At 57.0% G+C, this 23,798-nt stretch carries 22 protein-coding genes; 7 read left to right on the top strand and 15 right to left on the bottom strand.

The genetic code is table 11. The features are described 5' to 3' along the window. The 7 genes from tatA to udp form a co-directional block, all read right to left on the bottom strand. Window positions 1-255: a twin-arginine translocase TatA/TatE family subunit gene (gene tatA / locus AC6I8I_RS00890; RefSeq protein WP_312759264.1), complete on the bottom strand. Its 255-nt coding sequence runs from the start codon at window positions 253-255 to the stop codon at window positions 1-3. A gap of 111 nt (window positions 256-366) precedes the next feature. Next, window positions 367-2,004 (bottom strand): ubiquinone biosynthesis regulatory protein kinase UbiB, encoded by a 1,638-nt coding sequence (gene ubiB / locus AC6I8I_RS00885; protein WP_312759262.1) that lies wholly within the window; start codon window positions 2,002-2,004, stop codon window positions 367-369. Beyond that, a complete protein-coding gene (ubiJ, locus tag AC6I8I_RS00880; RefSeq protein ID WP_312057634.1) occupies window positions 2,001-2,606 on the bottom strand; it encodes a ubiquinone biosynthesis protein UbiJ in 606 nt (201 codons plus the stop codon). The genes ubiB and ubiJ overlap by 4 nt, the downstream gene beginning before the upstream one ends. Before the next feature lie 11 nt (window positions 2,607-2,617). Next, window positions 2,618-3,376 (bottom strand): bifunctional demethylmenaquinone methyltransferase/2-methoxy-6-polyprenyl-1,4-benzoquinol methylase UbiE, encoded by a 759-nt coding sequence (gene ubiE / locus AC6I8I_RS00875; protein WP_031375019.1) that lies wholly within the window; start codon window positions 3,374-3,376, stop codon window positions 2,618-2,620. 75 nt (window positions 3,377-3,451) lie between these two features. Continuing rightward, complete coding sequence (rmuC, locus tag AC6I8I_RS00870) at window positions 3,452-4,951, bottom strand: DNA recombination protein RmuC (protein WP_497828244.1); 1,500 nt, start codon at window positions 4,949-4,951, stop codon at window positions 3,452-3,454. 85 nt (window positions 4,952-5,036) lie between these two features. Next, the gene (locus tag AC6I8I_RS00865) at window positions 5,037-6,305 is read right to left on the bottom strand and encodes a tetratricopeptide repeat protein (protein WP_497828243.1); all 1,269 of its coding nucleotides are present in this window, start codon (window positions 6,303-6,305) and stop codon (window positions 5,037-5,039) included. Window positions 6,306-6,402: 97 nt separating this feature from the next. Continuing rightward, on the bottom strand, window positions 6,403-7,164 hold the full coding sequence (udp, locus tag AC6I8I_RS00860; protein WP_031375022.1) for a uridine phosphorylase: 762 nt from the start codon (window positions 7,162-7,164) through the stop codon (window positions 6,403-6,405). Window positions 7,165-7,466: 302 nt separating this feature from the next. On the opposite strand from udp, the gene AC6I8I_RS00855 reads away from it, so the two are divergent. Next, the gene (locus tag AC6I8I_RS00855; protein WP_312054721.1) at window positions 7,467-8,300 is read left to right on the top strand and encodes a dienelactone hydrolase family protein; all 834 of its coding nucleotides are present in this window, start codon (window positions 7,467-7,469) and stop codon (window positions 8,298-8,300) included. 58 nt (window positions 8,301-8,358) lie between these two features. Here the strand turns inward: AC6I8I_RS00855 and metE are convergent, their stop codons facing one another. Next, complete coding sequence (gene metE / locus AC6I8I_RS00850; RefSeq protein WP_497828242.1) at window positions 8,359-10,629, bottom strand: 5-methyltetrahydropteroyltriglutamate--homocysteine S-methyltransferase; 2,271 nt, start codon at window positions 10,627-10,629, stop codon at window positions 8,359-8,361. 138 nt (window positions 10,630-10,767) lie between these two features. On the opposite strand from metE, the gene metR reads away from it, so the two are divergent. Beyond that, window positions 10,768-11,694, top strand: a complete 927-nt coding sequence (gene metR / locus AC6I8I_RS00845; protein WP_497828241.1) for an HTH-type transcriptional regulator MetR — start codon at window positions 10,768-10,770, stop codon at window positions 11,692-11,694. 83 nt (window positions 11,695-11,777) lie between these two features. Further along, complete coding sequence (locus AC6I8I_RS00840; protein ID WP_312054726.1) at window positions 11,778-12,257, top strand: YehS family protein; 480 nt, start codon at window positions 11,778-11,780, stop codon at window positions 12,255-12,257. A 181-nt stretch (window positions 12,258-12,438) separates the two neighbouring features. Here the strand turns inward: AC6I8I_RS00840 and AC6I8I_RS00835 are convergent, their stop codons facing one another. Further along, window positions 12,439-13,302, bottom strand: a complete 864-nt coding sequence (locus tag AC6I8I_RS00835; RefSeq protein ID WP_312054728.1) for a carboxylate/amino acid/amine transporter — start codon at window positions 13,300-13,302, stop codon at window positions 12,439-12,441. 376 nt (window positions 13,303-13,678) lie between these two features. On the opposite strand from AC6I8I_RS00835, the gene glpT reads away from it, so the two are divergent. Next, the gene (gene glpT, locus AC6I8I_RS00830) at window positions 13,679-15,019 is read left to right on the top strand and encodes a glycerol-3-phosphate transporter (protein WP_312054730.1); all 1,341 of its coding nucleotides are present in this window, start codon (window positions 13,679-13,681) and stop codon (window positions 15,017-15,019) included. A 49-nt stretch (window positions 15,020-15,068) separates the two neighbouring features. On the opposite strand, the gene yigL is transcribed toward glpT, so the two are convergent. Together yigL and pldB are read right to left on the bottom strand one after the other, a co-directional pair. Next, window positions 15,069-15,869 carry a sugar/pyridoxal phosphate phosphatase YigL gene (gene yigL, locus AC6I8I_RS00825; protein ID WP_312054731.1) on the bottom strand — a complete coding sequence of 267 codons (801 nt, stop codon included), beginning with the start codon at window positions 15,867-15,869 and terminating at the stop codon, window positions 15,069-15,071. A gap of 52 nt (window positions 15,870-15,921) precedes the next feature. Continuing rightward, window positions 15,922-16,914 (bottom strand): lysophospholipase L2, encoded by a 993-nt coding sequence (pldB, locus tag AC6I8I_RS00820; protein ID WP_312054732.1) that lies wholly within the window; start codon window positions 16,912-16,914, stop codon window positions 15,922-15,924. 113 nt (window positions 16,915-17,027) lie between these two features. Here pldB and rhtB point away from each other — a divergent pair, with 113 nt between their 5' ends. Further along, window positions 17,028-17,651, top strand: a complete 624-nt coding sequence (gene rhtB / locus AC6I8I_RS00815) for a homoserine/homoserine lactone efflux protein (protein ID WP_312054733.1) — start codon at window positions 17,028-17,030, stop codon at window positions 17,649-17,651. A 92-nt stretch (window positions 17,652-17,743) separates the two neighbouring features. On the opposite strand, the gene rhtC is transcribed toward rhtB, so the two are convergent. From rhtC to pldA, 3 genes are read right to left on the bottom strand one after another with little or no spacing between them, the layout of a single operon-like run. Next, window positions 17,744-18,367: a threonine export protein RhtC gene (gene rhtC / locus AC6I8I_RS00810; protein WP_312054734.1), complete on the bottom strand. Its 624-nt coding sequence runs from the start codon at window positions 18,365-18,367 to the stop codon at window positions 17,744-17,746. 12 nt (window positions 18,368-18,379) lie between these two features. Continuing rightward, entirely contained in the window at window positions 18,380-20,209 is a 1,830-nt protein-coding gene (recQ, locus tag AC6I8I_RS00805; protein WP_312054735.1) for an ATP-dependent DNA helicase RecQ, read from the bottom strand. Between the two features lie 24 nt (window positions 20,210-20,233). Next, the gene (pldA, locus tag AC6I8I_RS00800; protein WP_031375034.1) at window positions 20,234-21,112 is read right to left on the bottom strand and encodes a phospholipase A; all 879 of its coding nucleotides are present in this window, start codon (window positions 21,110-21,112) and stop codon (window positions 20,234-20,236) included. A 194-nt stretch (window positions 21,113-21,306) separates the two neighbouring features. Between pldA and AC6I8I_RS00795 the strand changes: the two genes are divergently transcribed. Next, window positions 21,307-21,777, top strand: coding sequence for a thioesterase family protein (locus tag AC6I8I_RS00795; RefSeq protein WP_312054737.1), 471 nt, complete (start codon window positions 21,307-21,309; stop codon window positions 21,775-21,777). A gap of 23 nt (window positions 21,778-21,800) precedes the next feature. Then, window positions 21,801-22,700, top strand: coding sequence for an EamA family transporter RarD (rarD, locus tag AC6I8I_RS00790; RefSeq protein ID WP_312054739.1), 900 nt, complete (start codon window positions 21,801-21,803; stop codon window positions 22,698-22,700). On the opposite strand, the gene AC6I8I_RS00785 is transcribed toward rarD, so the two are convergent. After that, on the bottom strand, window positions 22,671-23,723 hold the full coding sequence (locus tag AC6I8I_RS00785) for an AbrB family transcriptional regulator (protein WP_046289561.1): 1,053 nt from the start codon (window positions 23,721-23,723) through the stop codon (window positions 22,671-22,673). The two genes, rarD and AC6I8I_RS00785, sit on opposite strands and share 30 nt — an antisense overlap. Between the last annotated feature and the right edge of the window lie 75 nt (window positions 23,724-23,798).

The raw sequence follows: 23,798 nt of genomic DNA, 5'->3' as shown, positions 1-23,798 counted from the left end.
TTACACCTGCTTGTCGTTCTTAACTTCTTCTTTAGTAGCCGAAGTTTGCTGTTTGTCCGCCAGCGTTTTGGCGCTGAAGTCAGCGTCCTGCTCTTTCGGTTGTTCCTTTTTTTCGTCCTCATCGCCCATGGCTTTTTTGAAGCCACGAATCGAGGAACCCAAATCCGAACCCAGATTGCGTAATTTATTGGTACCGAACAGAAGTACAACAATCACGGCAATAATTACCAATTGCCAAATACTGATACCGCCCATGAGATAGCCTCTAATATTCTGTGAAAAACGATGGGGTAATGCACCACAGAGCGCCCTTATCAACCCGGGCCTGAGCCAGCGACATTACCGTGTTTTTGGCTGAAGTGACAATCAGTTTGTCTTACGCCAGCCGATTAACCATGAGACGATGCCCGCTGCCATTAATACCGCCGGAAACAGGTCCCAGTCCGGTCGGGAAAGCAGCACTGCCGTGCCACTGAGCAGCAGGGTTGCGCCTACGCCAAACAGGTAGCGTGCCTGGTGGTGCCGGGTACGCTGCGCATTAAGATCGCCCGCTAATTTGTCAACGCTGTGCCGCAAAAGTTTATGCTGGCGCAGGCTGTCATAAAACAGCTCCGGCAACTCCGGTAACTTTTCGGCCCAGAACGGCGCTTTCTCTTTAACCGCGCGAATGATGGCGGGCAGACCGACCTGATCTTTAATCCACTCTTCAAGGAACGGCTTGGCGGTCTTCCACAGGTCGAGCTGTGGATAGAGCTGACGGCCGATACCTTCCACATACAGCAGAGTCTTTTGCAGCAGCACCAGCTGCGGCTGGACTTCCATATTAAACCGACGCGCGGTATTGAACAGATTCAGCAGCACGTGACCGAAGGAAATCTCAGCCAGCGGCTTTTCAAAAATCGGCTCACAGACGGTGCGAATCGCAAATTCAAAATCTTCGACGTTGGTATCGGGTGGCACCCAGCCAGAGTCAACGTGCAGCTCCGCCACCTTGCGATAGTCGCGGTTAAAGAAGGCAATAAAGTTTTCAGCCAGATAGCGCTTATCTTCTTTGTTGAGCGACCCGACAATCCCGCAGTCGATGCCGATATATTGCGGATCTTCCGGATGCTCATAGCTGACAAAAATATTGCCGGGATGCATGTCAGCATGGAAGAAACTGTCGCGGAACACCTGGGTGAAGAACACCTGCACGCCACGCTCTGCCAGCAGCTTCATGTTAACCCCGTGCCGCTCCAGCGTGGCGACGTCCGAAATCGGAATGCCGTAAATACGTTCCATCACCATCATGGTTTCGCTGCAGTAGTCGGAATAGACTTCCGGCACATACAGCATCCGGCTGTCTTCAAAATTGCGGCGTAGCTGAATAGCGTTCGCGGCTTCGCGTAACAGATTCAGCTCATCAAGCAGGGTCTTTTCGTAGTCGCGCACCACTTCAACCGGCCGCAGACGACGACCATCAGGCAGTAAACGCGGCACCCAGCGCGCCAGGCGATAGATCAGCTTCATGTCAGCTTTGATCACCGGCAAAATATCCGGGCGAATGACTTTGATCACCACTTTCTTGCCGGTCGACTTCAGCGTTGCGGTGTGAACCTGAGCAATCGACGCGGATGCCAGCGGCTTGATATCAAAATCATCAAACCAGGTTTCAATCGGTGCACCCATTGACGCTTCAATCTGCGCTTTGGCTTTAACGCCATCAAACGGTGCAACCCGGTCCTGCAGAATGGCCAGCTGATCGGCGATCAGCGGCGGGAACAGGTCCCGGCGGGTCGACAGCATCTGACCGAACTTAATCCATACCGGGCCCAGCTGCTCCATCGCCATCCGCATGCGAGCGCCGGTCGGTTCATTCTGATGCAGATTGGGTAACCAGAAAATACAGCGACGCCATAGGCGAAGCGGAAGAGTAAGGCGCGTGTTGGGAATCAGTTCATCAAGGCCGTAGGTCAAAAACACCTTCATGATCAAATATAAGCGGCGGATCTCTCCAAAACTCATTTTGCCTCCAGCTGCGCCAGACGCGCATTAAGCGCCTCAAGCGAACGTTCCATCGCGTCGACCTCCTCGGAAAACCAGGCTAATTCGAGCGAGCCTGGCGCGACACGCCACTCTTCGGTCAGTGCCTGACCGAGGTAATCCTGCCGACGCCCGACTTCGCCTTTTAGCTGGCGAAAGACCCGTTGTGCGCCCTGACTGATGCCCTGTGCCGCAATATCGCCGACCCACGGTGCCAGGTATTCCGCCGGATCCAGCTCGGCCAGATCCATCAGCGCGGAAAACTGCTGCACTACCTGCAAATCACCTTCTACCTGCAACTCACCACTGCGAATCAGCGGCGTCAGTTGCTGGCGATCGCGCAGCTTCGGCAAAGTTTTCAGTGAAGTAATCACCGTGCAGTCGCTGGTATCCTGCCAGTCAGCCACCACATCCAGCTGCTGCTCACTGAATACCAGTACCAGCGGATGAGAAAACTCGCTCAGACGCAGCATCAGGACCTTACCGGTCAGACGTTGCCGTGCCGCCTTCAGGCCGCGATCGCGATACAACATGCGGTTCAGCGCTGTTTCCAGGCCCGCGGTAATCAAGGGCGTTAGGTTCATCACCATCTCACTCAGAACTTAAATCCACGGTGTAAGGCCACAATGCCGCCGGTCATATTGGAGTAAGTGGTATTTTCAAAACCGACGTCGTTCATCATCGCTTTCAACGTTTCCTGATCGGGATGCATGCGGATCGATTCGGCCAGATAGCGATAGCTCTCGGCGTCCTGCGCTACCAGCTGCCCGATACGCGGCAGAATGTGGAACGAGTAAGCGTCATAAGCTTTGCTCAGCGGATCAATCACCGGTTTGGAGAATTCCAGTACCAGTAACCGCCCGCCCGGCTTCAGCACACGGAACATGGAGGCCAGCGCCTTCTCTTTTTCCGTTACGTTGCGTAAGCCGAAGGAGATGGTGATGCAGTCGAAGTAGTTATCCGGGAACGGCAGGGCTTCTGCGTTGGCCTGCACGTAGCTCACGTTGCCGACTACGCCGAGATTGCGCAGCTTTTCACGGCCCATCTTCAGCATCGAACTGTTGATATCGGCCAGTACTACCTGACCGGTTTCGCCCACCAGGCGAGAAAATTTAGCCGTCAGATCGCCGGTTCCGCCGGCCAGATCCAACACGCGTTGACCGCGACGTACGCCGCTGCTGTCAATGGTAAAACGCTTCCAGACTCGATGGACGCCAAAGGACATCAAATCGTTCATCAGGTCATATTTTGCCGCTACGGAGTGAAACACATCCGCGACTTTGTCGGCTTTTTCGCTTTTGGCGACCGTCTGAAAGCCAAAATGGGTGGTTTCCTGCTGTGATTCATCTGCCATCGGTTTTACCTGCTCCACAAACAATACTTCCCGAAGTGTATCAGAGTCACGGAAGCCAGGCACGCTGCGCCCATACTATTCGTGGAGGCGTCTCACACGCATGGCTCTGTCATCCGCATCCTCGTCATCGTCCGGCTCTTCATCCGCCGGATTTTCCGGCATCGCTCGCTCCACCAGCTGAGGATTAATCGACCGTTTCACTTCAACCCCCAGCGCACGGAAACCTTCCGTCTGCGCAATCAGGTTGCCGCGTCCTTCGGCCAGTTTTTTCATCGCCTCGCGGTAGCTGATTTGCGCCTTATCCAGGCTGTGACCAATCCCGCTCATGTCATCGACGAACAGCCGCATTTTGTCATACAGCCGGGTGGCGCGGTCAGCGATACGCTGCGCATTGCGGCTTTGGTGCTCGTAACGCCACAGGTTATTGATGGTACGCAGCGCCACCAGCAGCGTGGTGGGACTGACCAGCATGATATTCTGCTGCAGCGCCTCGCCAATCAGCTCTGGCTGGCGATCGATCGCCAGCAAAAACGCCGGTTCGACCGGAATAAACATCAACACATAATCAAGCGAGCGTAAACCGGGCAATTGTTGATAATCTTTACGCCCCAGCAGACGAATGTGGCTGCGCATCGCGCTGACATGTTCCTGAATCGCCTGTTCACGCTCAACCTCATCTTCCGCATTGAAGTAACGCTCATAGGCGACCAGCGTCATTTTGGCGTCCACCACCACATCTTTGCCCTGCGGCAGACGCACAATCACATCCGGCTGCATCCTGCCCTGCTGCTCCGACTGAATGCTGACCTGGGTTTCATATTCATAGCCTTCACGCAGCCCGGACGCTTCCAGCACCCGGCTGAGCACCACTTCGCCCCAGTTACCCTGAATTTTATTGTCGCCTTTCAGCGCTTTGGTAAGGTTGAGCGCTTCCTGCGCCATTTGCGCATTAAGCTGCTGTAACTGACGGATTTCGTGGGTCAGGGTGTGCCGCTCACGCGCTTCCGCGCCAAAGCTCTCATGCACCTGACGACGGAAACCATCCAGCTGTTCACGCAGCGGGCCGATCAGGCTGTCGAGGCTCTGGCGATTCTGTTCATCGACGCGGCGGCCGCTATTTTCGAAAATACGGTTGGCGAGGTTTTCAAACTGGGCGCTGAGGCGTTGCTCGCTGTTGGTCAGCAGACGCTGCTTCTCTTCAGCGGCGAAGCGGGTCTCTTCAAGACGGATGGTTACCTCACGCAGCTCCGCTTCCTGGGCGCTGTTGACCTCCAGCTGGTTGCGCAGCTCCCGGTTAAGCTGTTCGCTCTCGTTGCGCCAGTAATCGAGCTGTTGCAGACGTTCATTGGCACCACTCAGCGCACCATGAAGCTGACGCAGTTCCTGCTCACGCTGCTGCGCCTGCTGCTGAAGCTGTTCAATCTGCTGCTGCTGGCGCTGTTGCGCCTCTTCCAGCAGACGGCGCTCGGTTAAAAAACTGGCGGCCTGATGACCGACACGTAACTGTGCCAGCATCCAGCCAATCCCTGCACCGGCGAGCGCCAGGCAGATGCTGATAATGATGTGCTGATCCATGATTTCCCCGCGACTCAAGCTGCTGAGGGAAAAGGTAGAGTCGCACTGTATGAATGTCCAGATATATTTACCTGCACTCAATCACTTACCGCACGGTCACCGTCAGCTTTCCGGCCTGCCAGTCTTCAATCAGGAAGAACGGCATCGGCAGCAGCCATTGGCCATTTTTCACCTGGGCCGGATATTGCCAGCTTTTGCCGTCCGCGCTGATGTCCACCGCCTGCCGGGTGCCGTCGGCGGCGGCGGACTGTCCGGTCAGGCTGGCAAAGCCCACGTTGCTGCCAACGTGAAATCGGGGCATCTGCCAGCGTACCGGCGGATGCGCTGGCCACGGCTGAGCCTGATGGAAATGAAACAACTCATCATGATTGAGAATGCTTTCACGCACCGTTGGCCACAGCGCCGTCTTGAGGAAGTACTGATCGGTAAAGCGTTCGCTGCCACGGTACTGCGCAATAAACTCGCGCATCGTTTGTTCAACCTGCTGGAAAACGCCATGGCAGCCGCCCCACATGCCGGCCAGCAGTAACTCGGTGTGAGAAAAATAGTCGCGCATGTGGTGGAACCAGTACGGCGATGCCAGCCAGGCGTTGACCGCCGCCGCTTCACGCTCGGAGAGCAGCGAGTCGGCATCACGCACAATAAAGCGTTTAACGCTGGGATCGTCCATCACCAGAAAGCGCCACAGCGTCGGGAACAGCGTTTTTTCCTGCGACATATCAACCCGCTCAACGTGGGGCTGATCGAGCCGTTGCCAGACATGCTGCGGCACGCTGTCATCCAGATAGATGCGGCAGATCCAGCCGGGAAAGAGCTGCGGTGCCACCTCAACGTTTTTAATCAGGGTTTCACAGTAGCGCGGCTGGTCGCCATACAGACTGAACGCGATCACGTTCTGCCGCGGCTGGCTGAGATCGATTGGCTCAGGCTGCGCAGCAGGAAAGGCGACCCGCGGCCCCTGACGAAAGCGGGCGTCTGACTGCATCAGCGATTCCAGGCCGTAACGCGCCACCTCATCCTGCTTATCCAGCCAGCCACACACTTCGGTCAGGCCATCCAGCCAGGTTTCTGACGCGGTGGCGCGCACGGCCGGCGGCGACTGGTAAATTTTCTGGTAGGTTTTGTACGCTTTGTGATGCTGGCCAAGACGCATCAGGCAGAGCGCGTAGTCGCTCAGTACCTGCATCTGGTGAGGCTGATAACGCAACACCTCTTCGCAATGGCGGGCAGCCTGCGCATAATCGCCCTGCTGCATGGCGGCGCGGAACTGAGCAGCACTGCTCTCCAGACGGGCATTGAGCGCGGCGGGATTCAGGCTCACGGCGGGACGACGAATGGGAATAGTTTTGCGCATCGGGCACTCTCAGAGTCCGTTGAAAGGCTGCGCCGGGGTTATCCGGCAGCAGGCAGGCCTCATAGCGGCCCGTTAACCTGCTGCCTGGCTGTGAGGGTTATAACAAGCGGCGTGCCGCTTCAACCACAATTTTTACCGCATCGCTCTCGGTCTGTTTCATCGTCACCGCATCCGGGATCTCTTTCTGGGTGCGGTTAACGATCACACCAGCCACCATGCCGGCGCGCAGGCCCTGGCTGGCGCACATGGTTAACAGTGTAGCGGATTCCATCTCATAGTTGAGTACGCCCATCTCCTGCCACTCTTTCATCGATCCCTGGAAGCGATTCACCACCCGACCAGAGAAGGTGTCGTAGCGTTCCTGTCCCGGATAGAAGGTGTCAGAAGAGGCGGTAATGCCGATATGGGTCTTCGCGCCACAGGCTTCTGCCGCCGCCACCAACGCCGTGGTACAGGCAAAGTCGGCCACTGCCGGAAACTCCATCGGTGCGAAATGCAGGCTGGCACCGTCTAGACGCACGGAACCGGTAGTTACCAGCACATCGCCAACGTTGATGTGTGGCTGGATAGCGCCGGTGGTGCCAACGCGCAGGAAAGTGCGCACGCCAAGCTGTGCCAGTTCCTCAACCGCAATCGAGGTAGAAGGACCGCCGATGCCGGTTGAACAGACCACCACCGGTTTACCGTCAAGCTTTGCCAGCCAGCTGGTGAATTCACGGTGTGAGGCCAGATGCGTGGCATCCTCCATCAGTCCGGCAATTTTCTTCACGCGCTCCGGATCGCCGGGCACAATCGCCAGGGTGGCGCCCTGCAGATCGGCTTTAGTCAGGCCAAGATGGAAAACGTCAGACTGTGTCATTTCAGACTCCTGTTAAGGGAAGGTAGCGCGTCACTCTACGTCAGCACGCCCGATAAATATGTGACAACATTCACTTAAGAAAATGAAAGTTACATTTTTCACTAAAAACAATGTGATGATCATCACGTTGTCACATCGGATTTGCCGTCATTGCGGTCGGCGGGGCTGTGTCGGGGTCATCGCAGTGTTAAAGAGGTGGGTGATATTGTCCGCTGCTGACTCTGTTACCCGACGTCTGGCTCGCACCGTTTCTGGCCAGGCTATAGTTACGTGATTGCGCAATTGCTCGCACGGAGAGAATAATGAAAACCAGTGATAATATGACACAAAAAGCCGCGGCAGGGACCTTTGCGCCTGCCGTTCAGCCGACCGCTTCCACCACCATTATTACCGACAGCCCGGCGATTCAGTCGGGTGAGACCTCAGTGCCAAGCCAGGGCGAAAATATGCCCGCGTTTTTTGCCCGACCAAAATCCGCAGAGGGTCCGCTGCCGGTGGTGCTGGTGGTACAGGAAATTTTCGGGGTGCATGAGCACATCCGTGATATCTGCCGCCGGCTGGCGCTGGAAGGCTATCTGGCCATCGCCCCGGAACTCTACTTCCGTGAAGGCGATCCCAACGATTACCAGGATATTCCGACGCTATTCAGCGAGCTGGTGAGTAAGGTGCCCGACAGCCAGGTGCTGTCCGACCTTGATCATGCCGCCAACTGGGCAGCGCGTAACGGCGGTGATATCCGGCGGATGGGCATTACCGGTTTCTGCTGGGGCGGCCGCATTAGCTGGCTCTATGCGGCGCACAATCCACAGCTGCGTGCCGCAGTCGCCTGGTATGGACGACTGACCGGCGATCGGACCATGAAGCAGCAGAAACACCCGATAGATGTCGCCGTCGATCTGAGCGCCCCGGTATTAGGCTTATACGGCGGTCAGGATGAGGGCATTCCGCTGGAGAGCGTTGAGCAGATGCGTCAGGCGCTGCACGCTGCCAATGCCACCGCCGAAATCATCGTCTATCCCGACGCCGGGCATGCGTTTAATGCTGACTATCGTCCGAGCTATCATGCTGAATCAGCCAGCGATGGCTGGGCGCGGATGCTGGCCTGGTTCAGGCAGTATGGCGTAGCCTCACAGTAAGTGAAAAAAGGGGCGCCTGCGCGCCCCGATTATTTCCCCTTCCCCGCCTGTCGCCCGTTTACACCGTTTTAGCCCGCAGGTTTTTTGCCGCAGTGACCATATTTGCCAGCGCCAGCCGCGTTTCGGTCCAGCCACGCGTTTTCAGCCCGCAGTCCGGATTCACCCACAGCCGGTGCGGCGCAATACGCTTCGCCGCTTTCAGTAACAGCGCTTCAATCCACTCGACCTCCGGTACGTTAGGCGAGTGAATGTCGTAGACGCCCGGGCCAATTTCATTCGGATAGTCAAAGTGTTCAAACGACGCCAGCAGCTCCATGTCAGAGCGCGAGGTTTCAATGGTAATCACATCGGCATCCAGCGCAGCAATGGAATCCATGATGTCGTTAAACTCGCAGTAACACATATGGGTGTGGATCTGGGTGTCATCCTGCGCCACAGCGGCATTCAGGCGGAATGCCTCGACTGCCCAGTTCAGATAGGCAGCCCAGTCGGACTGATGCAGCGGCAGCCCTTCGCGCAACGCCGGTTCATCAATCTGAATAATGCCAATGCCGGCTTTTTCCAGATCGGCCACTTCATCACGCAGCGCCAGTGCAATCTGTTTTGCGATGGTTTCACGTGACACATCTTCACGCGGGAATGACCAGCAGAGAATGGTCACCGGACCGGTCAGCATCCCTTTCACCGGTTTGTCCGTCAGCGACTGAGCATACTTCGCCCACTCAACGGTGATCGCTTCCGGCCGGCTGACGTCGCCGATAATCACCGGCGGTTTTACGCAGCGTGAGCCATAGCTCTGTACCCAGCCGTTCTGAGTGAAAACAAAACCATCCAGATGCTCGCCAAAGTATTCAACCATATCGTTACGTTCCGCTTCGCCGTGCACCAGCACATCCAGCCCCAGCCGCTCCTGCTCTGTAATCGCCTGTTTGATATGTTCAGCGATGCCGGTGCGGTAGTGATTGCTGTCGAGACGACCCTGTTTGAAATCGAGGCGCAGGCCACGAATCTCCGGGGTTTGTGGGAAAGAGCCAATGGTGGTGGTCGGCCAGGCGGGCAGATTAAAGCGCTGACGCTGTGCTTTAGCCCGCTCGCTGTAGCGGCTGCGACGTTCGCTGTCCTGTGGCGTGATGGCCTGCAGGCGCTGAGCGACCGCGGCGTTATGAACGCGACTGGAGTGAGCGCGGGCGCGAACCGGCGCGCTCCAGACCTCCAGTGACGCGGCATCGTTGTGGTTGAGCGCCTGGGTCAGCAGCGAAAGTTCGGTACATTTCTGCAGCGCGAAGGCGAACCAGCTTTTCACTTCCTCATCCAGCCGGCTCTCAACGCTCAGATCGATAGGGCTGTGCAGCAGCGAGCAGGAGGAGCCGATCCACAGCTGCGCACGCTGCGCGATCAGCGGCTGCAGGCGCTCAAACCAGCGGCTCAGATCGGCGCGCCAGACGTTACGCCCGTTGATTACCCCCAGTGACAGCAGCCAGCTGGCCGGCAATTGCTGATTCAGTTGCTGAATATCATCCCGGCCATGCACCAGATCGACATGCAGCCCCTGCACCGGCAGCTGGCGAATTACCTCTATGTTCTGACTGATACTGTCGAAATAGCTGGTGAGCAGCAGTTTGCTCTGTCCCTGCAGTGCATCGTAGGCGGGCTTAAACGCCTCACGCCACGCCTGCGGCAGCTCCAGCGCCAGCGCGGGTTCATCAATCTGCACCCATTCGATATCGCGTTTTGCCAGCTCGGCCAGCACCTGCTGGTAAACCGGCAGGATCGCTTTCAGCAGCGACAGACGGTCAAATGATTCCCCTTTGACCTTACCCAGCCACAGATAAGTCACCGGCCCCAGCAGCACCGGCTTGATGTTGTGGCCCAGCGCCAGCGCCTCGTCGACTTCATCCAGCAACTGGGTCCAGGCCAGCCGGAAAGTCTGGCCCAGCGTAAACTCAGGCACTATGTAGTGATAGTTGGTGTTAAACCACTTGGTCATTTCCGCCGCCGCCGCGGGTTCGCCGGTTGGCGCGCGGCCTCGGCCCAGACGGAACAGCGTATCCAGATCAACCGAACCCTCTTTGTTCTGATGACGTGCCGGCACGTTGCCCAGCATCAGGCTGGTGGTCAGCACGTGATCGTACCAGGCAAAGTCACCCACCGGCAGCAGATCGACTCCCGCTTCTTTCTGTTGTTGCCAGTGACGCGCACGCAGCTCACGGCCCACCGCCAGTAATTCCTGCTGGCTGCAGTGACCAGCCCAGTAGCTTTCCTGAGCTTTTTTCAGTTCGCGGCGCAGGCCAATACGCGGAAAACCAAGGGTATGGTTGAGAATTGTCATTCGCTGTTCTCCAGATAATCTTTCACTTTGGCTGACAGCCAAAGATGTTTAGCCGTCCAGATGTTTACACCGCTATAATCTGCGGGTACTGTATGTTCCTCAAGCGCAATATGTTCATTTTCGATATGAAGGACTCTCATGATCGAACTCAAGCACCTGCGGACGCTTCAGGCTCTGCGTAATACGGGTTCGCTGGCGGCGGCGGCATCCCAGCTTCATCAGACGCAATCGGCGTTGTCCCACCAGTTCAGCGATCTGGAACAGCGGCTGGGATTCCGCCTGTTCGTGCGTAAAAGTCAGCCGCTGCGCTTCACGCCACAGGGCGACATCCTGCTGCAGCTGGCCGAACAGGTGCTGCCGCAGATCCAGCAAGCATTGCAGGCCTGTCATGAGCCGCAGCAGACCACTCTGCGGGTGGCGATTGAGTGCCATAGCTGCATCCAGTGGCTGACGCCGGCGCTTGATAATTTCCGTCAGAGCTGGCCGCAGGTGGTGATGGATTTCAAATCAGGCGTCACCTTTGATCCTCAGCCTGCGCTGCAGCAGAGCGAGCTGGATGTGGTGCTGACCTCCGACATCCTGGCGCGCTCCGGGCTGTTCTATTCGCCGATGTTTGATTTTGAAGTGCGACTGGTGCTGGCACCGGACCATCCGCTGGCGCAGGTTGAACATATTGCCCCTGAGGATCTGGCCGACGAGGTGCTGATGATCTATCCGGTGCAGCGTCAGCGCCTTGATATCTGGCGTCACTTTCTGCAACCGGCCGGCGTCAGCCCGGCGCTGAAAAACGTGGATAACACCCTGCTGATGATTCAGATGGTCTCTGCTCGTATGGGCATTGCCGCGCTGCCACACTGGGTGGTAGAGAGTTTTGAGAAGCAGGGACTGGTGGTGACCAAAACGCTGGGTGACGGGCTGTGGAGCCGTCTTTATGCCGCGGTGCGCGATGGCGAGCAGCGTCAGCCGGTGCTGGAAGCCTTTATCCGCTTTGCCCGTCAGCATGCCTGTGAACATCTGCCTTTTGTCCGCGATGCGCTACAGCCCGGTGCGATATTGCAGCGTTAAGTCGGCGGCTACAAACCTGCACGGCGGTGGGCAAAATCCCCTATAATGCGCAGCCTGTCGACTGACCATGAGAAGATCTCACCATGACTAACAACGATATTCTGCGCAGCGTGCGCTACATGCTCGATCTGAGCGATGCCAAAATGGTGGAAATTTTTGCGCTGGCGCAGTGTGAAGTCCCACAGACGGATATTCAGGCGTGGCTGAAAAAAGATGAAGATGCGGCGTTCCGTCCCTGCCCCGATGTGCTGATGGGTTATTTCCTGAATGGCCTGATCTTCTACCGTCGCGGTAAAAGCGAAGAGATGCCCGCCCCGTCGATTGAGCGCAAGATGAATAACAACATCTTTATGAAGAAGTTGCGCATCGCCTTTGATCTGAAAACCACCGATATTCCTGAGGTACTGAAGCGCGTGAACTTTACCGTTTCGCAGGCGGAAATCGGTGCGATTTTCCGCAAACCTGATCATAAGAATTATCGCGAATGCGGTGATCAGATTCTGCGCAACTTCCTGAAAGGGCTGGCGATGATCCAGCGTCCGAAGAGTGGAAAGCCAGCTTAACTTCTGTTGCCGATCGCTTCGGGTACCTGCGTGGTCAGCAGTGGCGCACCTGATCGCAAAGAAAGCCTGCATCCATGCAGCACGGCCTCGCCATCCCTGGCCCGGACGATCCACAGGGATGTGAGATTCCTTCGCGATCGGACGCGCCAGCCGGGAGGCCGCACCCATGCAACAGCCCTGTTTATGACCGGTCACCGCGCCCCACCACCCAGCGCTTATGCACCCACAGCGAGGCGAGGATCACCAGCGCGCCCGCAATAAAGCTCGGCCAGTGCGGTTTCTCCTGCCAGATGGCCAGGTTAACCAGCAGGCCAGCAGGCACGTGCATGTTGTTCATGATGCCAAGCGTGCCGGCATCGACCTGGGTCGCACCATAGTTCCACATAAAGTAGCCCAGGCCCGAAGCGGCCACGCCCAGCCACACCAGAATGCCCCACTGCAGCGAGGTGGTGGGTAATTTCTGCGGATTTCCCCAGGCAAACCAGGCGATTACCGCGATCGCCACCGCGCCCAGATAGAACCAGGAGAAGGCGGTGTGCTGCGGCATCGGACGGGTCTCCTGCAGGCGCTTATAGCCCACCATACCGGCAGCAAAGCAGATGTTTGCCAGCTGCACCAGCAACAGGCCAGTCCAGAAGTTATCGCTGACTTTGTCATAGCGAATGATGGCCGCACCCGCCACCGCCAGCAGGGCGCTGAAGATATAGCCGACCCGCAGCGGACGGCGACTGATCAGATCATAAATCAGAGTGACATAAAGCGGCGTCATCACGGTAAACAGCAGGAACTCTGACACGCTGAGGTAGAGGTAGGCTTCAAAACTCAGCAGGTACATCACCCCTAATTGCAACATCCCTACCAGCATATAGAGCAGCAGCGTTGAGGGGCGATAGCCGCGCCAGCGCAGGAACGGCAAAAAGACCAGCGCGGCCAGCGCCAGTCGCATCAGCACGGAGAACCAGCTGTCCACCTGACCGGCAAGATATTCGCCAATCAGGCTAAACGAAAAAGCCCACAGAATAGTGGTAATGATCAATAAGAACACGGTAACGACCCCGAAATTAACAGAGCGACAGTGTAAACAATGTGCTGCCGGGCGGCTGCACTATCTGGTTTACATCTGGTCACTTACCAGCCAAACAAATTCATCCGGCGATAGCTTCATTATTGCCCGTTAGCATCACCTTCTCTTTTTACGCCCGCCTGCCGTGCAAAATGCGCGAAATAAACCATATGATGATCACTATCGCTCTTAACTGTAATAAAAGTGTAACAAATGTGTCACACATCACAGTAACGTCGCGTCACTACTTTTATTCTTTGCGCGAAATGGAACATCACGCCGCCATTTTCTTCTTGTCTTTTTTTGACCCAACCACTGGGAATGTAAAAACCATAAAGTGCCCTGGAGGGCCTCACTGATGCTGAGTATTTTTAAACCTGCACCCCGTCAGCCGCAGGTGGCCGCGGATCGCGTTGATCCGCTCTACCGTCGCCTGCGCTGGCAAATTTTCATCGGGATCTTTTTCGGCTACGCCGCCTACTATCTGGTCAGAAAAAACTTTGCGCTCGCCATGCCGTATCTGGTGGAGCAAGGCTTTTCACGTGGCGACCTCGGCTTCGCCCTGTCAGGCATTTCCATCGCCTACGGCTTCTCAAAATTCATCATGGGCTCAGTTTCCGATCGCTCGAATCCGCGCGTCTTTTTACCGGCCGGGCTGATCCTGGCCGCTGCGGTGATGCTATTTATGGGATTTGTGCCGTGGGCCACCTCCAGCATCATGGTGATGTTCGTGCTGCTGTTTATCTGTGGCTGGTTCCAGGGAATGGGCTGGCCACCGTGCGGACGGACCATGGTGCACTGGTGGTCACAGAAGGAGCGCGGCAGCATTGTCTCGGTGTGGAACTGCGCCCATAACGTCGGCGGCGGCCTGCCGCCACTGCTGTTTCTGCTCGGTATGGCGTGGTTCAACGACTGGAAAGCGGCGCTCTACATGCCGGCCTTTGGTGCCATCCTGGTGGCGTTCATCGCCTTTGCCCTGATGCGCGACACACCGCAGTCCTGTGGTCTGCCGCCGATTGAAGAATACAAAAACGACTATCCGCCGGATTACGATGCCAGCCATGAAGAAGAGCTGACGGCTAAGCAGATCTTCATGAAATATGTACTGCCCAATAAACTGCTGTGGTACATCGCCCTGGCAAACGTGTTTGTCTACCTGCTGCGCTACGGCATTCTGGACTGGTCACCGACCTACCTGAAAGAGGTGAAGCACTTCACACTGGATAAGTCCTCCTGGGCCTACTTCCTGTATGAGTATGCCGGCATTCCGGGAACGCTGTTGTGTGGCTGGATGTCGGACAAAGTGTTCCGGGGTAACCGTGGCGCGACCGGCGTGTTCTTTATGACGCTGGTCACCATCGCCACTGTGATTTACTGGCTGAACCCGGCGGGCAATCCCGGCGTTGATATGGCCTGTATGATCGTGATTGGCTTCCTGATTTACGGCCCGGTGATGCTGATTGGTCTGCACGCGCTGGAACTGGCACCGAAGAAGGCCGCCGGCACCGCTGCGGGCTTTACCGGTCTGTTTGGTTATCTGGGCGGTTCCGTCGCGGCCAGCGCCATTGTCGGCTATACCGTCGACTACTTTGGCTGGGACGGCGGCTTCCTGGTGATGATTGCTGGCTGTGTACTGGCGGTGATCCTGCTGTTACTCACCATGGTCAGCGAGCACAAACACAAACAAAAACTGCTCTGACGGCAATGAAAAAGGGCCGGTTAACCGGCCCTTTTTTCGCACTGCATTATCAGGAAAGGTAGAGATTACGCAGCGTCTGCGGCACCGCATCGTCGGCATTTGAACCGATCACTTCCAGCGCTGGCAACCGGTCTTTCAGCCGCTGGTGGGCGTTGTCCATGATGAACCCTTTACCCGCCATGCTCAGCATCTCAACATCATTCATGCCGTCGCCAAAGGCGATGCAATTATGCAGCGTATGGCCCAGTTGCTTCGCCACGGCTTCCAGCGCATGTCCCTTCGATACGCCGCCCGCCATCACTTCAAGGCAGGTAGGCAGTGAAAAACTGACGTTGACCCGATCGCCCCAGCGCGCTTCAATCGCCTGCTCCATCGGGATCAGATGCTCAGGATCTTCGCAGGTAAAAAAGACCTTACTGATATTATCCGTCGGCAACAAACCCGGTTCATATACCTGATAGTTGAATACCGATTCACGGAAATAGTCCTGCTCAGCGGGACGTGAACGGCTGACAAACCACTCATCATCACGGTAGACGTGGGTCAGAATATCGCTGTGATGATACTGCAGACCAAACAGGTCGTTAGCGATGTCTTCATCCAGATTATGGCTGAACACCAGCTCCCCCTGGGCGTTATGTACCCGCGCGCCGTTTGAGGTGATCATATACGCCGGGATAGCCAGGCTATCACGCATCTGTCCGACATCAATATGATGGCGACCGGTGGCGAAAACGAAGTGAATATCTTTTGCCACCAGCTGTTGCAGCGTTTCACGCGCAAAAGGCGTCAGGCGATGTTCGGGAGAAAGCAGCGTGCCATCCAGATCGGATGCAACGATGTGGTACATGAAAACCTCGGGTATCTGATTCTGCTGGCCGTGGCCAGTCGGATAATGAACGTCAGCGATGCGATGAAAAAAAGTCGATCACTGCATTAAGCGCTTCGGCGCGCATGTCGTCTTTTTCGAACAGGATCTCATGACGCGCACCGTTGATCACCCGCGGTTTGTTGCCTTCGCACGGATGACCCGCCGCCGCCATGGCGGCACAAAAAAGATCCTGCGAACGATTATCCACCACCTGATCGTCGCTGGCCTGCAGCAGCAGCAGCGGCGTGGTGATTTTATCGGCCTGACTGATAATGTTGCGCCCGGCATGAATGCCTTCGCGCACCCAATGATAAGTCGGGCCACCGACGCGAATCGCCGGATCGTCCGCATAAAAACGCAGGCTGCGCCGATAACGCTCGGCGCTGTGCGTCAGCCGGTTAATGCCAAACGGATGCGCCCGCCAGCGTCCGGTACCCAGCGCGTAACCGTCGCGCAGCGACGGACGTTTCTCAGCCCAGTCGAGGATGCGGTGCGCCAGAAATGAAGGCAACGGTAGCGCGATACCAAACATCGGTGCCACCAGCGCAACAGCATGAAACGCCAGCGGCTGTCGCGCCAGAAACAGCGTTAAAATAGCCCCGCCCATTGAGTGGGCCAGCGCATAGCGCTGCTGATAGTGGCCGCTGACAATTTCTTTCAGGTAGAGCGTTTCCAGATCGTCGACGTAATGCGCGAATTCTGCCACGTGGCCGCGGTGTGAATCTTCCAGCAGACGATCGGAGCGGCCCTGACCACGATGATCGAGGATCACCACGTCAAAACCGCAGTGGAACAGATCGTACGCCAGCTCAGGATATTTTATATAGCTCTCAATGCGGCCGGGCACAATCAGCACCACCCGCTTATGCTGCGGTGAGGTGAAGCGCACGTAACGCAGAGTGAGATTACCGACGCCGGTAAACTCACGCTCTTCCCGCCGGTGCCAGAAATCGAGCAGTGGCCCGGTCGCAAAGGCAGCAAAGGCTTTTTCTCGTCGCAGCCAACTGGCTTTGTGTTGATTCATTCGCCCCCCTGATGACCGGAAAAAAGAGTCTTTAACGCTGTATGTCGGCCATAGCGCCGCGCTTATTTCTGGCGTATTGTGTCACATTTCCGCCGCTAAAGAGAGCGCAACCCATGACCATTGAATGGTGGCTGACCTACCTGCTTACCACCACAATTCTTAGCCTGTCGCCCGGTTCCGGCGCCATCAATACTATGAGTACCGGCATCAGCCATGGTTATCGCGGCGCGGTTGCCTCGATCTCCGGTTTGCAGGTCGGGCTGGCCGTGCACATTGTGCTGGTCGGGATCGGTCTGGGTGCGCTGTTCTCCCAGTCGCTGCTGGCGTTTGAAATTCTCAAATGGGCCGGCGCTGCCTATCTGGTATGGCTTGGCATTCAGCAGTGGCGATCGGCTGGCGGCATCGATCTTGATGCGGTTGCCAAAGCGATGCCGCGTCGTCGTCTGTTCAAACGCGCCGTGCTGGTTAACCTGACCAACCCGAAAAGCATCGTTTTTCTTGCCGCGCTGTTTCCGCAGTTCATCCAGCCGCATCAGCCGCTATTGATGCAGTACCTGGTGCTGGGCGTGACCACCGTGGTGGTCGATATTATCGTAATGATTGGCTACGCCACGTTAGCGACGCGCATTGCGGGCTGGATTAAAGGGCCGAAGCAGATGAAGCTGATGAACCGAATTTTTGGCGGGCTGTTTATGGCGGTGGGGGCGCTGCTGGCCAGCGCGCGGCGCATTGCCTGAGTGACCGGCCAGCCTGCGGGGAAGACGCCATCGCCCTGCCTGCTGGCGATGGCGGCGCGGCCTGGTGATGAACCGGCCGCGCGTGTTCCGCCCTAGCGGGAGATGATCAGATGAATACCAAAGCCGGCAAACAGTACGCCCGCCATACCATCGACCCACTTCGCCAGGCGCTGATACTTGCTGCGCATCCACGGCATCGCGAAGATAGCGGCAACCAGCGCAAACCAGGCAAACGTCTCGCCAATAATCAGTAAGAACAGTCCCCAGCGCTCGGCTGCACCGACGTCATCGCCGACAAACAGAGAAAATACGCTGCCGAAGTAGATGATCGCTTTAGGGTTCGACAGGTTGGTCAGCAGCCCCTTGAGAAAACTCATGCCACGCTTCGGCAGTTCAACCACCGGCTCGTCCTGCTGCGGCTGTTTATGACGCTGACGCGCTGAACACATCAGTTGCCAGCCCATCCACAGCAGATAAAGGCCGCCGCCCACCATAATGATCTGATGCAGCCAGGCCATTTTCTCCAGAATCAGATGCAGACCCATCAGCGCGACCCCGGCCCAGACCACGATCCCGAGCGTAATACCCAGCACGCCCATCATCGCCTCTTTGCGTGAACGGCTGGCGGCGGTTTGCGACACGAAAAAGAAATCGGGGCCGGGGCTCATCAGGGCAACCAGATGGACCAGTGCCACGGTGGCGAATAACATCAGCATTATCAGTATCCTTTACTCTTCATCATCAAGATGCTCTTTGATCATCACCAGGAAAGGTTTGCCAAAGCGCTCCAGTTTGCGGTGACCGACGCCATTGACGCTGAGCATCTCTGACGCGCTGACCGGCATCTGTTCTGCCATTTCTATCAGCGTGGCGTCATTGAACACCACGTAAGGCGGAATATTCTCTTCATCCGCAATCGCTTTACGCAGCTTGCGCAACTTGGCAAACAGTTTGCGATCGTAGTTGCCGCCATAAAACTTCGCCGAACTGTTGCTCTTCGGCTTCGCGGTAATCAGGCGCGGCACCGCCAGCATCAGCGGCACTTCGCCACGCAGCACCGGCCGTGCCGCTTCGGTCAGCTGCAGCGCTGAATGCATCGCGATGTTTTGCGTCACCAGTCCGAGGTGGATCAGCTGACGTAACACGCTGACCCAGTGCTCATGGCTCTGGTCTTTGCCCAGCCCATAAATCGGCAGTTTGTCGTGACCGTGCTCGCGGATCCGCTGGTTATTGGCGCCGCGCAGCACTTCGACAATATAGCCCATGCCGAAACGCTGGCCGACGCGATAGATACCCGACAGCGCTTTCTGCGCCTCGACCAGGCCGTCATAACGCTTGGGCGGATCGAGACAGATATCGCAGTTGCCGCACGGCTGCTGTCGGCCTTCACCAAAATAGTTAAGCAGCACCAGGCGGCGACAGGTCTGCGCTTCCGCAAAGGCGCCCATCGCATTGAGCTTATGACGCTCAATGTCCTGCAGCGGGCCTGGCGCTTTCTCTTCGAGACATTTGCGCAGCCACGCCATATCCGCCGGATCGTAGAGCATCATCGCCTCGGCAGGCAGGCCATCACGCCCCGCTCGCCCGGTTTCCTGATAGTAGGATTCGATGTTGCGCGGGATATCAAAGTGCACCACGAAGCGGACGTTGGGTTTATTAATGCCCATGCCGAACGCCACCGTGGCGACCACGATTTGCAGATCGTCACGCTGGAACGCTTCCTGCACCCGGGCGCGCTGCTCGCTGTCAATGCCGGCATGGTAGGCCCCGACGCTCAGTCCCCGACTTTGCAGCCGCGCGGCGGTATCTTCGACCTTCGCCCGGCTGTTGCAGTAGATGATGCCGCACTTACCACGCTGATCCTGCACGTAACGCAGCAGCTGCTCGGTAGGTTTAAATTTTTCGACCAGCGTATAGCGAATATTGGGACGGTCGAAGCTGCTGATCTGGATCAGCGGATCCTGCATGTGCAGCAGGTTGACGATATCGTTGCGGGTGGTTTCATCGGCGGTGGCGGTCAGCGCCATCACCGGCAAATCCGGAAAACGCTGACGCATCTGTCCCAGCGCGCCATATTCCGGTCGGAAATCGTGACCCCATTGAGAAATACAGTGCGCTTCGTCGACCGCCAGCATAGCCGGCTGCCAGTACGCCAGATTCTCCAGGAAGTTATCCATCATCAGGCGTTCTGGCGCGATATAGAGCAGCTTAACCCGGCCGGTACGGCAATCTGCCATTACCGTCTGCTGTTGCTCACGCGTCATGGTCGAATTGAGATACGCCGCCGCAACACCGTTGGCCAGCAGTTGATCGACCTGATCTTTCATCAGCGAGATCAGCGGCGAAACCACCAGCGTCAGCCCCTCGCGCACCAGCGCCGGGATCTGATAGCACAGTGATTTACCGCCGCCGGTCGGCATCACCACCAGACAATCACGCCCGCTCAGCGCCTGGTTGATGATTGTCTGTTGACCGGGACGAAACTGCTGGTAGCCGAAGGTATCCTGCAATACCTGCTGCGCCAGCGCTTCCTGATTTAGGACTGCCGAGGTTGCCACTCTATTCCTGTCTTACGTAATTGATTAGAACAAGTCGTTAAGCGTTACGCCTACACCCAGACGGGTCTGACGATGGTCGTAATCGATCAGCGATTCGCCATAGCCGCTAAACACCTGGGTATAGAAGCGAACATGCTCCGAGATCGGATAGCTCCAGGCCATGGTCGCGCCGCCATAACCGCTGTTCCAGTTATAGTTGCCTTCAACGCTAAAGATGCTGTCGCCGAGCTTATAGCCAACTTTGGCGCGGTAGTAACCCATATATTTGGTGATATCGGGATTATCATCGCTGCTTTCACCTTCCGGAATCCGGTACCAGGGTTTGATTTCCGCCAGGAAATTCCCGTTCTCCGCCATCAGGCGGGTATAAACGCGGTTCCAGCTACGTGAGGTCGGGTCGCTTCGGCCATTGGATTCATGGTTCAGGCCTACTTCCACGTCACGCAGCGTCCAGCCAGCAAAAGAATAATCGGTTGCCCAGCCAAGGAAAATCTGAGGCTCATAGTTGGTTTCGCGGAACGGTGATGACTCACCGCGATTCGACAACTGCCACCAGGAACGCTGCGTATATGAGGCAGCCAGCACCGAGTTATCGCCCAGGATACCGCGCCACAGCGGGAATGCCAGACTGAGCTGGAATTTTACCTCATCCTTACGGGCGTTTTCTGCCCAGTTGTAGGAGGAGATCGCCTCTTTATTGAGATCGCTGGTGTAAGTGTAGAGAAGATAGTTGTTCTCATAAGGATAGAGGACGAACGGATTATCATGCTTCTCCAGCAGGTTAGCGATGATGCTGCCACGAACCTGCGGCGCGTCATGCACTTCTTTAACCTGAGCTTCGTCCGCCTGCGCCAGTGCAGGAAGTAATAACATAGCCGCCAGCAAGGCGCGATGCTTACGCATAAAATTCTCCGGTGAGCGCTGCGTAGTAAAAATTACTGAAAGGGTGTCGTAAAAAGCAGGCCATTCTACACGCAAATGGCAGTGAAGATGAGAGCTGATTTCTTAAACTGGAAACCCCCTCGCGAGCGGCATAGAATACACAACTCATTAACATTACGCGCCCCTCTGGCCCGAATTTTTCAGGACACTTCATCATGTCATCACTTGTGCTGACGCAGCAGGACGCTCGCCGTCTGGTTGGCGAAATTTTCGTTTATCACATGCCGTTTAATCAGGCGTTAGGTCTGGAGCTGACGCGGCTGGATGCCGACTATGCCGAAATCAGTTTCGCCAATAAAACCATGCTGGTCGGCAACACTGCCCAGCAGATTCTGCATGGCGGGGTGATCGCGTCGGTGCTGGACGTCGCGGCGGGCATGGTGTGCGTCAGCAATGCCCTGACGCGCCAGGAGAGCATCAGCGAAGAGGAGCTGCGCCAGCGCCTTTCCCGCATGGGCACCATCGACATGCGCGTTGACTATTTGCGTCCGGGACGCGGCGAACGCTTCACCGCCACCAGCAGCCTGCTGCGCGCCGGTAACAAAGTCGCGGTGGCCCGCGTCGAATTGCATAACCAGCAGGGTGATTATATCGCTACCGCCACCGCCACTTATCTGATCGGCTAATTTCGCCTGACAACAGGACAGACATGGATACGCAACAAACTCGCCAGGGCGTTGGCTTTGCACTGGGCGCTTACTTTATCTGGGGCATCGCCCCGGCTTATTTCAAGCTGGTAAAAAATGTTCCGGCAACCGAAATCATGACGCACCGGGTAATCTGGTCAGCCCTGTTTATGCTGATCCTGATCTCCCTGACCCGCAGCTGGCCAGGCGTTCACAGCGTCCTGCGCCAGCCGAAAAAAGTGCTGCTGCTGGCGCTTACCGCGCTCACTATCGGCGGCAACTGGCTGCTGTTTATCTGGGCGGTGAATAACCAGCATATGCTGGAGGCCAGTCTCGGCTACTTTATTAACCCACTGATTAACGTGGTGTTCGGCATGCTGTTTTTGCGCGAGCGTTTTCGCCGTCTACAGTGGCTGGCGGTGCTGCTGGCTACCGTCGGCGTGCTGGTGCAGCTCTGGCAGTTCGGTTCGCTGCCGATTATCGCGCTGGGCCTGGCGCTGAGCTTTGCCTTTTATGGGCTGTTACGCAAAAAGATTCAGGTGGATGCGCAGAGCGGGATGCTGATTGAAACCCTGTGGCTGTTTCCACTGGCAGCCATCTACCTGTTTGGTTTTGCCGACAGCGCCACCAGCCATTTATCGGCCAACCCGCTGAGCCTGAACCTGAAGCTGGTGGCGGCAGGTATTGTCACCACCATTCCGCTGATGCTGTTCGCTGCCGCCTGTAGCCGCCTGCGTCTCTCTACCGTCGGCTTCTTTCAGTATCTTGGCCCGACGCTGATGTTCGTGCTGGCGGTGGTGTTCTACGGCGAAACCATCACGCCAGACAAAATGGTGACTTTTGGCTTTATCTGGCTGGCACTGCTGGTGTTTGTCTGTGATGCGGTGGCATTTTCATTCCGTGGCCGGCCGCGCATAGCGTGAGATAAAGCGCGCCATTGCCGGACCGGTCAGCAGGATGGTAAACAGCCGCAGCGTCTGTAATGCCATCACAAAGGCCATATTGACCTGGGTTCCGGCAGCAATAATCGCCACCGTGTCCAGTCCGCCTGGGCTGGTGGCGAGATAAGCCGTCATCAGATCGATGTGCAGTACGCGCGTCAGCATCCACGCCAGTCCGCCACACAGCAGCATCAAGCCAAAAATCGACGCCAGCATCTGCGGCAGCGTGCGCAGAGCCAGCAAAAATACCGGCCGGGTGAAGCGCAGGCCGACGCTCCAGCCAATCAGCGCGTATGCCAGCGCCAGCAGCCATTCCGGCACCTGCAAAATCGCCATCCCGCTGGTGTTCAGCGCCGCACCCGCCAGGGCAGGCAGCAATAAGGCACCGGAAGGAATGCGCAACCGGGTCCCGAGCCATGCTCCAGTCAGCATCACCGCCAGCGTTACCGCAAAACCGCGATTCAGCGGCGGGAACCACAGCAGCGAAACGCTATGGGCCGCATCGCCCAGTCCGATCCGGGCCACCAGCGCCGCCGCAGTGGCGACAAACAGCACCCGCAGATATTGCATGAATGCCACCAGCCGCACGTCGGCACCGAAATCGCCAGCCATCGCGACCATTGCCGATGCGCCGCCCGGTGACGATCCCCATGCGCCGGTCGGGCCGGGCAGATGACTGAAGCGGACCAGCAGAAAGCCTGACAGGCCGCTGGCCGCCAGCGTCAGCAGCAGCACCGCCAGCACCACCGGCCAGTCCTGAATCAGCGGAGTCAGAATAGAGGGCGAAAGGCTCTGCGCAATCATGCAGCCCAGTACCGCCTGCGCCAGCAGAAACAGCCGTTTATCAATGCGCATTGTCGCGCCTGACAGCCCCATCACCACACCGACAATCATCGGTCCCAGCAACAGCGCGGCGGGCAGATGAAAAAATTGCAGCACGCCGCCCAACAGCACCGAGCTGAATAACAGCAGTGTCCACTGCGCGCGCAACGAGAGTGCATCCATAAGAAGTTAATTATTTGTAAAAAGAGGGGGTAAGATTACGCAGAAATGCAGACGGGGACCAGCAAAACGGGCCGT

It is taken from the genome of Pantoea sp. X-Soil-YNGN-775, assembly GCF_059730575.1.
Note: the sequence above shows the minus strand (reverse complement) of the source record. Positions and strands in the feature narration are given on the sequence as shown.

Bases quoted from the DNA above. Each gene is read 5' to 3' on its own strand.
- AC6I8I_RS00795 (WP_312054737.1), top strand. From the start codon at position 21,307: ATGTCATCACTTGTGCTGACGCAGCAGGACGCTCGCCGTCTGGTTGGC.
- tatA (WP_312759264.1), bottom strand. From the start codon at position 255: ATGGGCGGTATCAGTATTTGGCAATTGGTAATTATTGCCGTGATTGTT.
- rarD (WP_312054739.1), top strand. From the start codon at position 21,801: ATGGATACGCAACAAACTCGCCAGGGCGTTGGCTTTGCACTGGGCGCT.
- metE (WP_497828242.1), bottom strand. From the start codon at position 10,629: ATGACAATTCTCAACCATACCCTTGGTTTTCCGCGTATTGGCCTGCGC.
- AC6I8I_RS00840 (WP_312054726.1), top strand. From the start codon at position 11,778: ATGACTAACAACGATATTCTGCGCAGCGTGCGCTACATGCTCGATCTG.
- ubiB (WP_312759262.1), bottom strand. From the start codon at position 2,004: ATGAGTTTTGGAGAGATCCGCCGCTTATATTTGATCATGAAGGTGTTT.
- pldA (WP_031375034.1), bottom strand. From the start codon at position 21,112: ATGCGTAAGCATCGCGCCTTGCTGGCGGCTATGTTATTACTTCCTGCA.
- rmuC (WP_497828244.1), bottom strand. From the start codon at position 4,951: ATGGATCAGCACATCATTATCAGCATCTGCCTGGCGCTCGCCGGTGCA.
- AC6I8I_RS00855 (WP_312054721.1), top strand. From the start codon at position 7,467: ATGAAAACCAGTGATAATATGACACAAAAAGCCGCGGCAGGGACCTTT.
- ubiJ (WP_312057634.1), bottom strand. From the start codon at position 2,606: ATGAACCTAACGCCCTTGATTACCGCGGGCCTGGAAACAGCGCTGAAC.
- pldB (WP_312054732.1), bottom strand. From the start codon at position 16,914: ATGAATCAACACAAAGCCAGTTGGCTGCGACGAGAAAAAGCCTTTGCT.
- ubiE (WP_031375019.1), bottom strand. From the start codon at position 3,376: ATGGCAGATGAATCACAGCAGGAAACCACCCATTTTGGCTTTCAGACG.
- yigL (WP_312054731.1), bottom strand. From the start codon at position 15,869: ATGTACCACATCGTTGCATCCGATCTGGATGGCACGCTGCTTTCTCCC.
- udp (WP_031375022.1), bottom strand. From the start codon at position 7,164: ATGACACAGTCTGACGTTTTCCATCTTGGCCTGACTAAAGCCGATCTG.
- glpT (WP_312054730.1), top strand. From the start codon at position 13,679: ATGCTGAGTATTTTTAAACCTGCACCCCGTCAGCCGCAGGTGGCCGCG.
- rhtC (WP_312054734.1), bottom strand. From the start codon at position 18,367: ATGCTGATGTTATTCGCCACCGTGGCACTGGTCCATCTGGTTGCCCTG.
- metR (WP_497828241.1), top strand. From the start codon at position 10,768: ATGATCGAACTCAAGCACCTGCGGACGCTTCAGGCTCTGCGTAATACG.
- AC6I8I_RS00785 (WP_046289561.1), bottom strand. From the start codon at position 23,723: ATGGATGCACTCTCGTTGCGCGCGCAGTGGACACTGCTGTTATTCAGC.
- rhtB (WP_312054733.1), top strand. From the start codon at position 17,028: ATGACCATTGAATGGTGGCTGACCTACCTGCTTACCACCACAATTCTT.
- AC6I8I_RS00865 (WP_497828243.1), bottom strand. From the start codon at position 6,305: ATGCGCAAAACTATTCCCATTCGTCGTCCCGCCGTGAGCCTGAATCCC.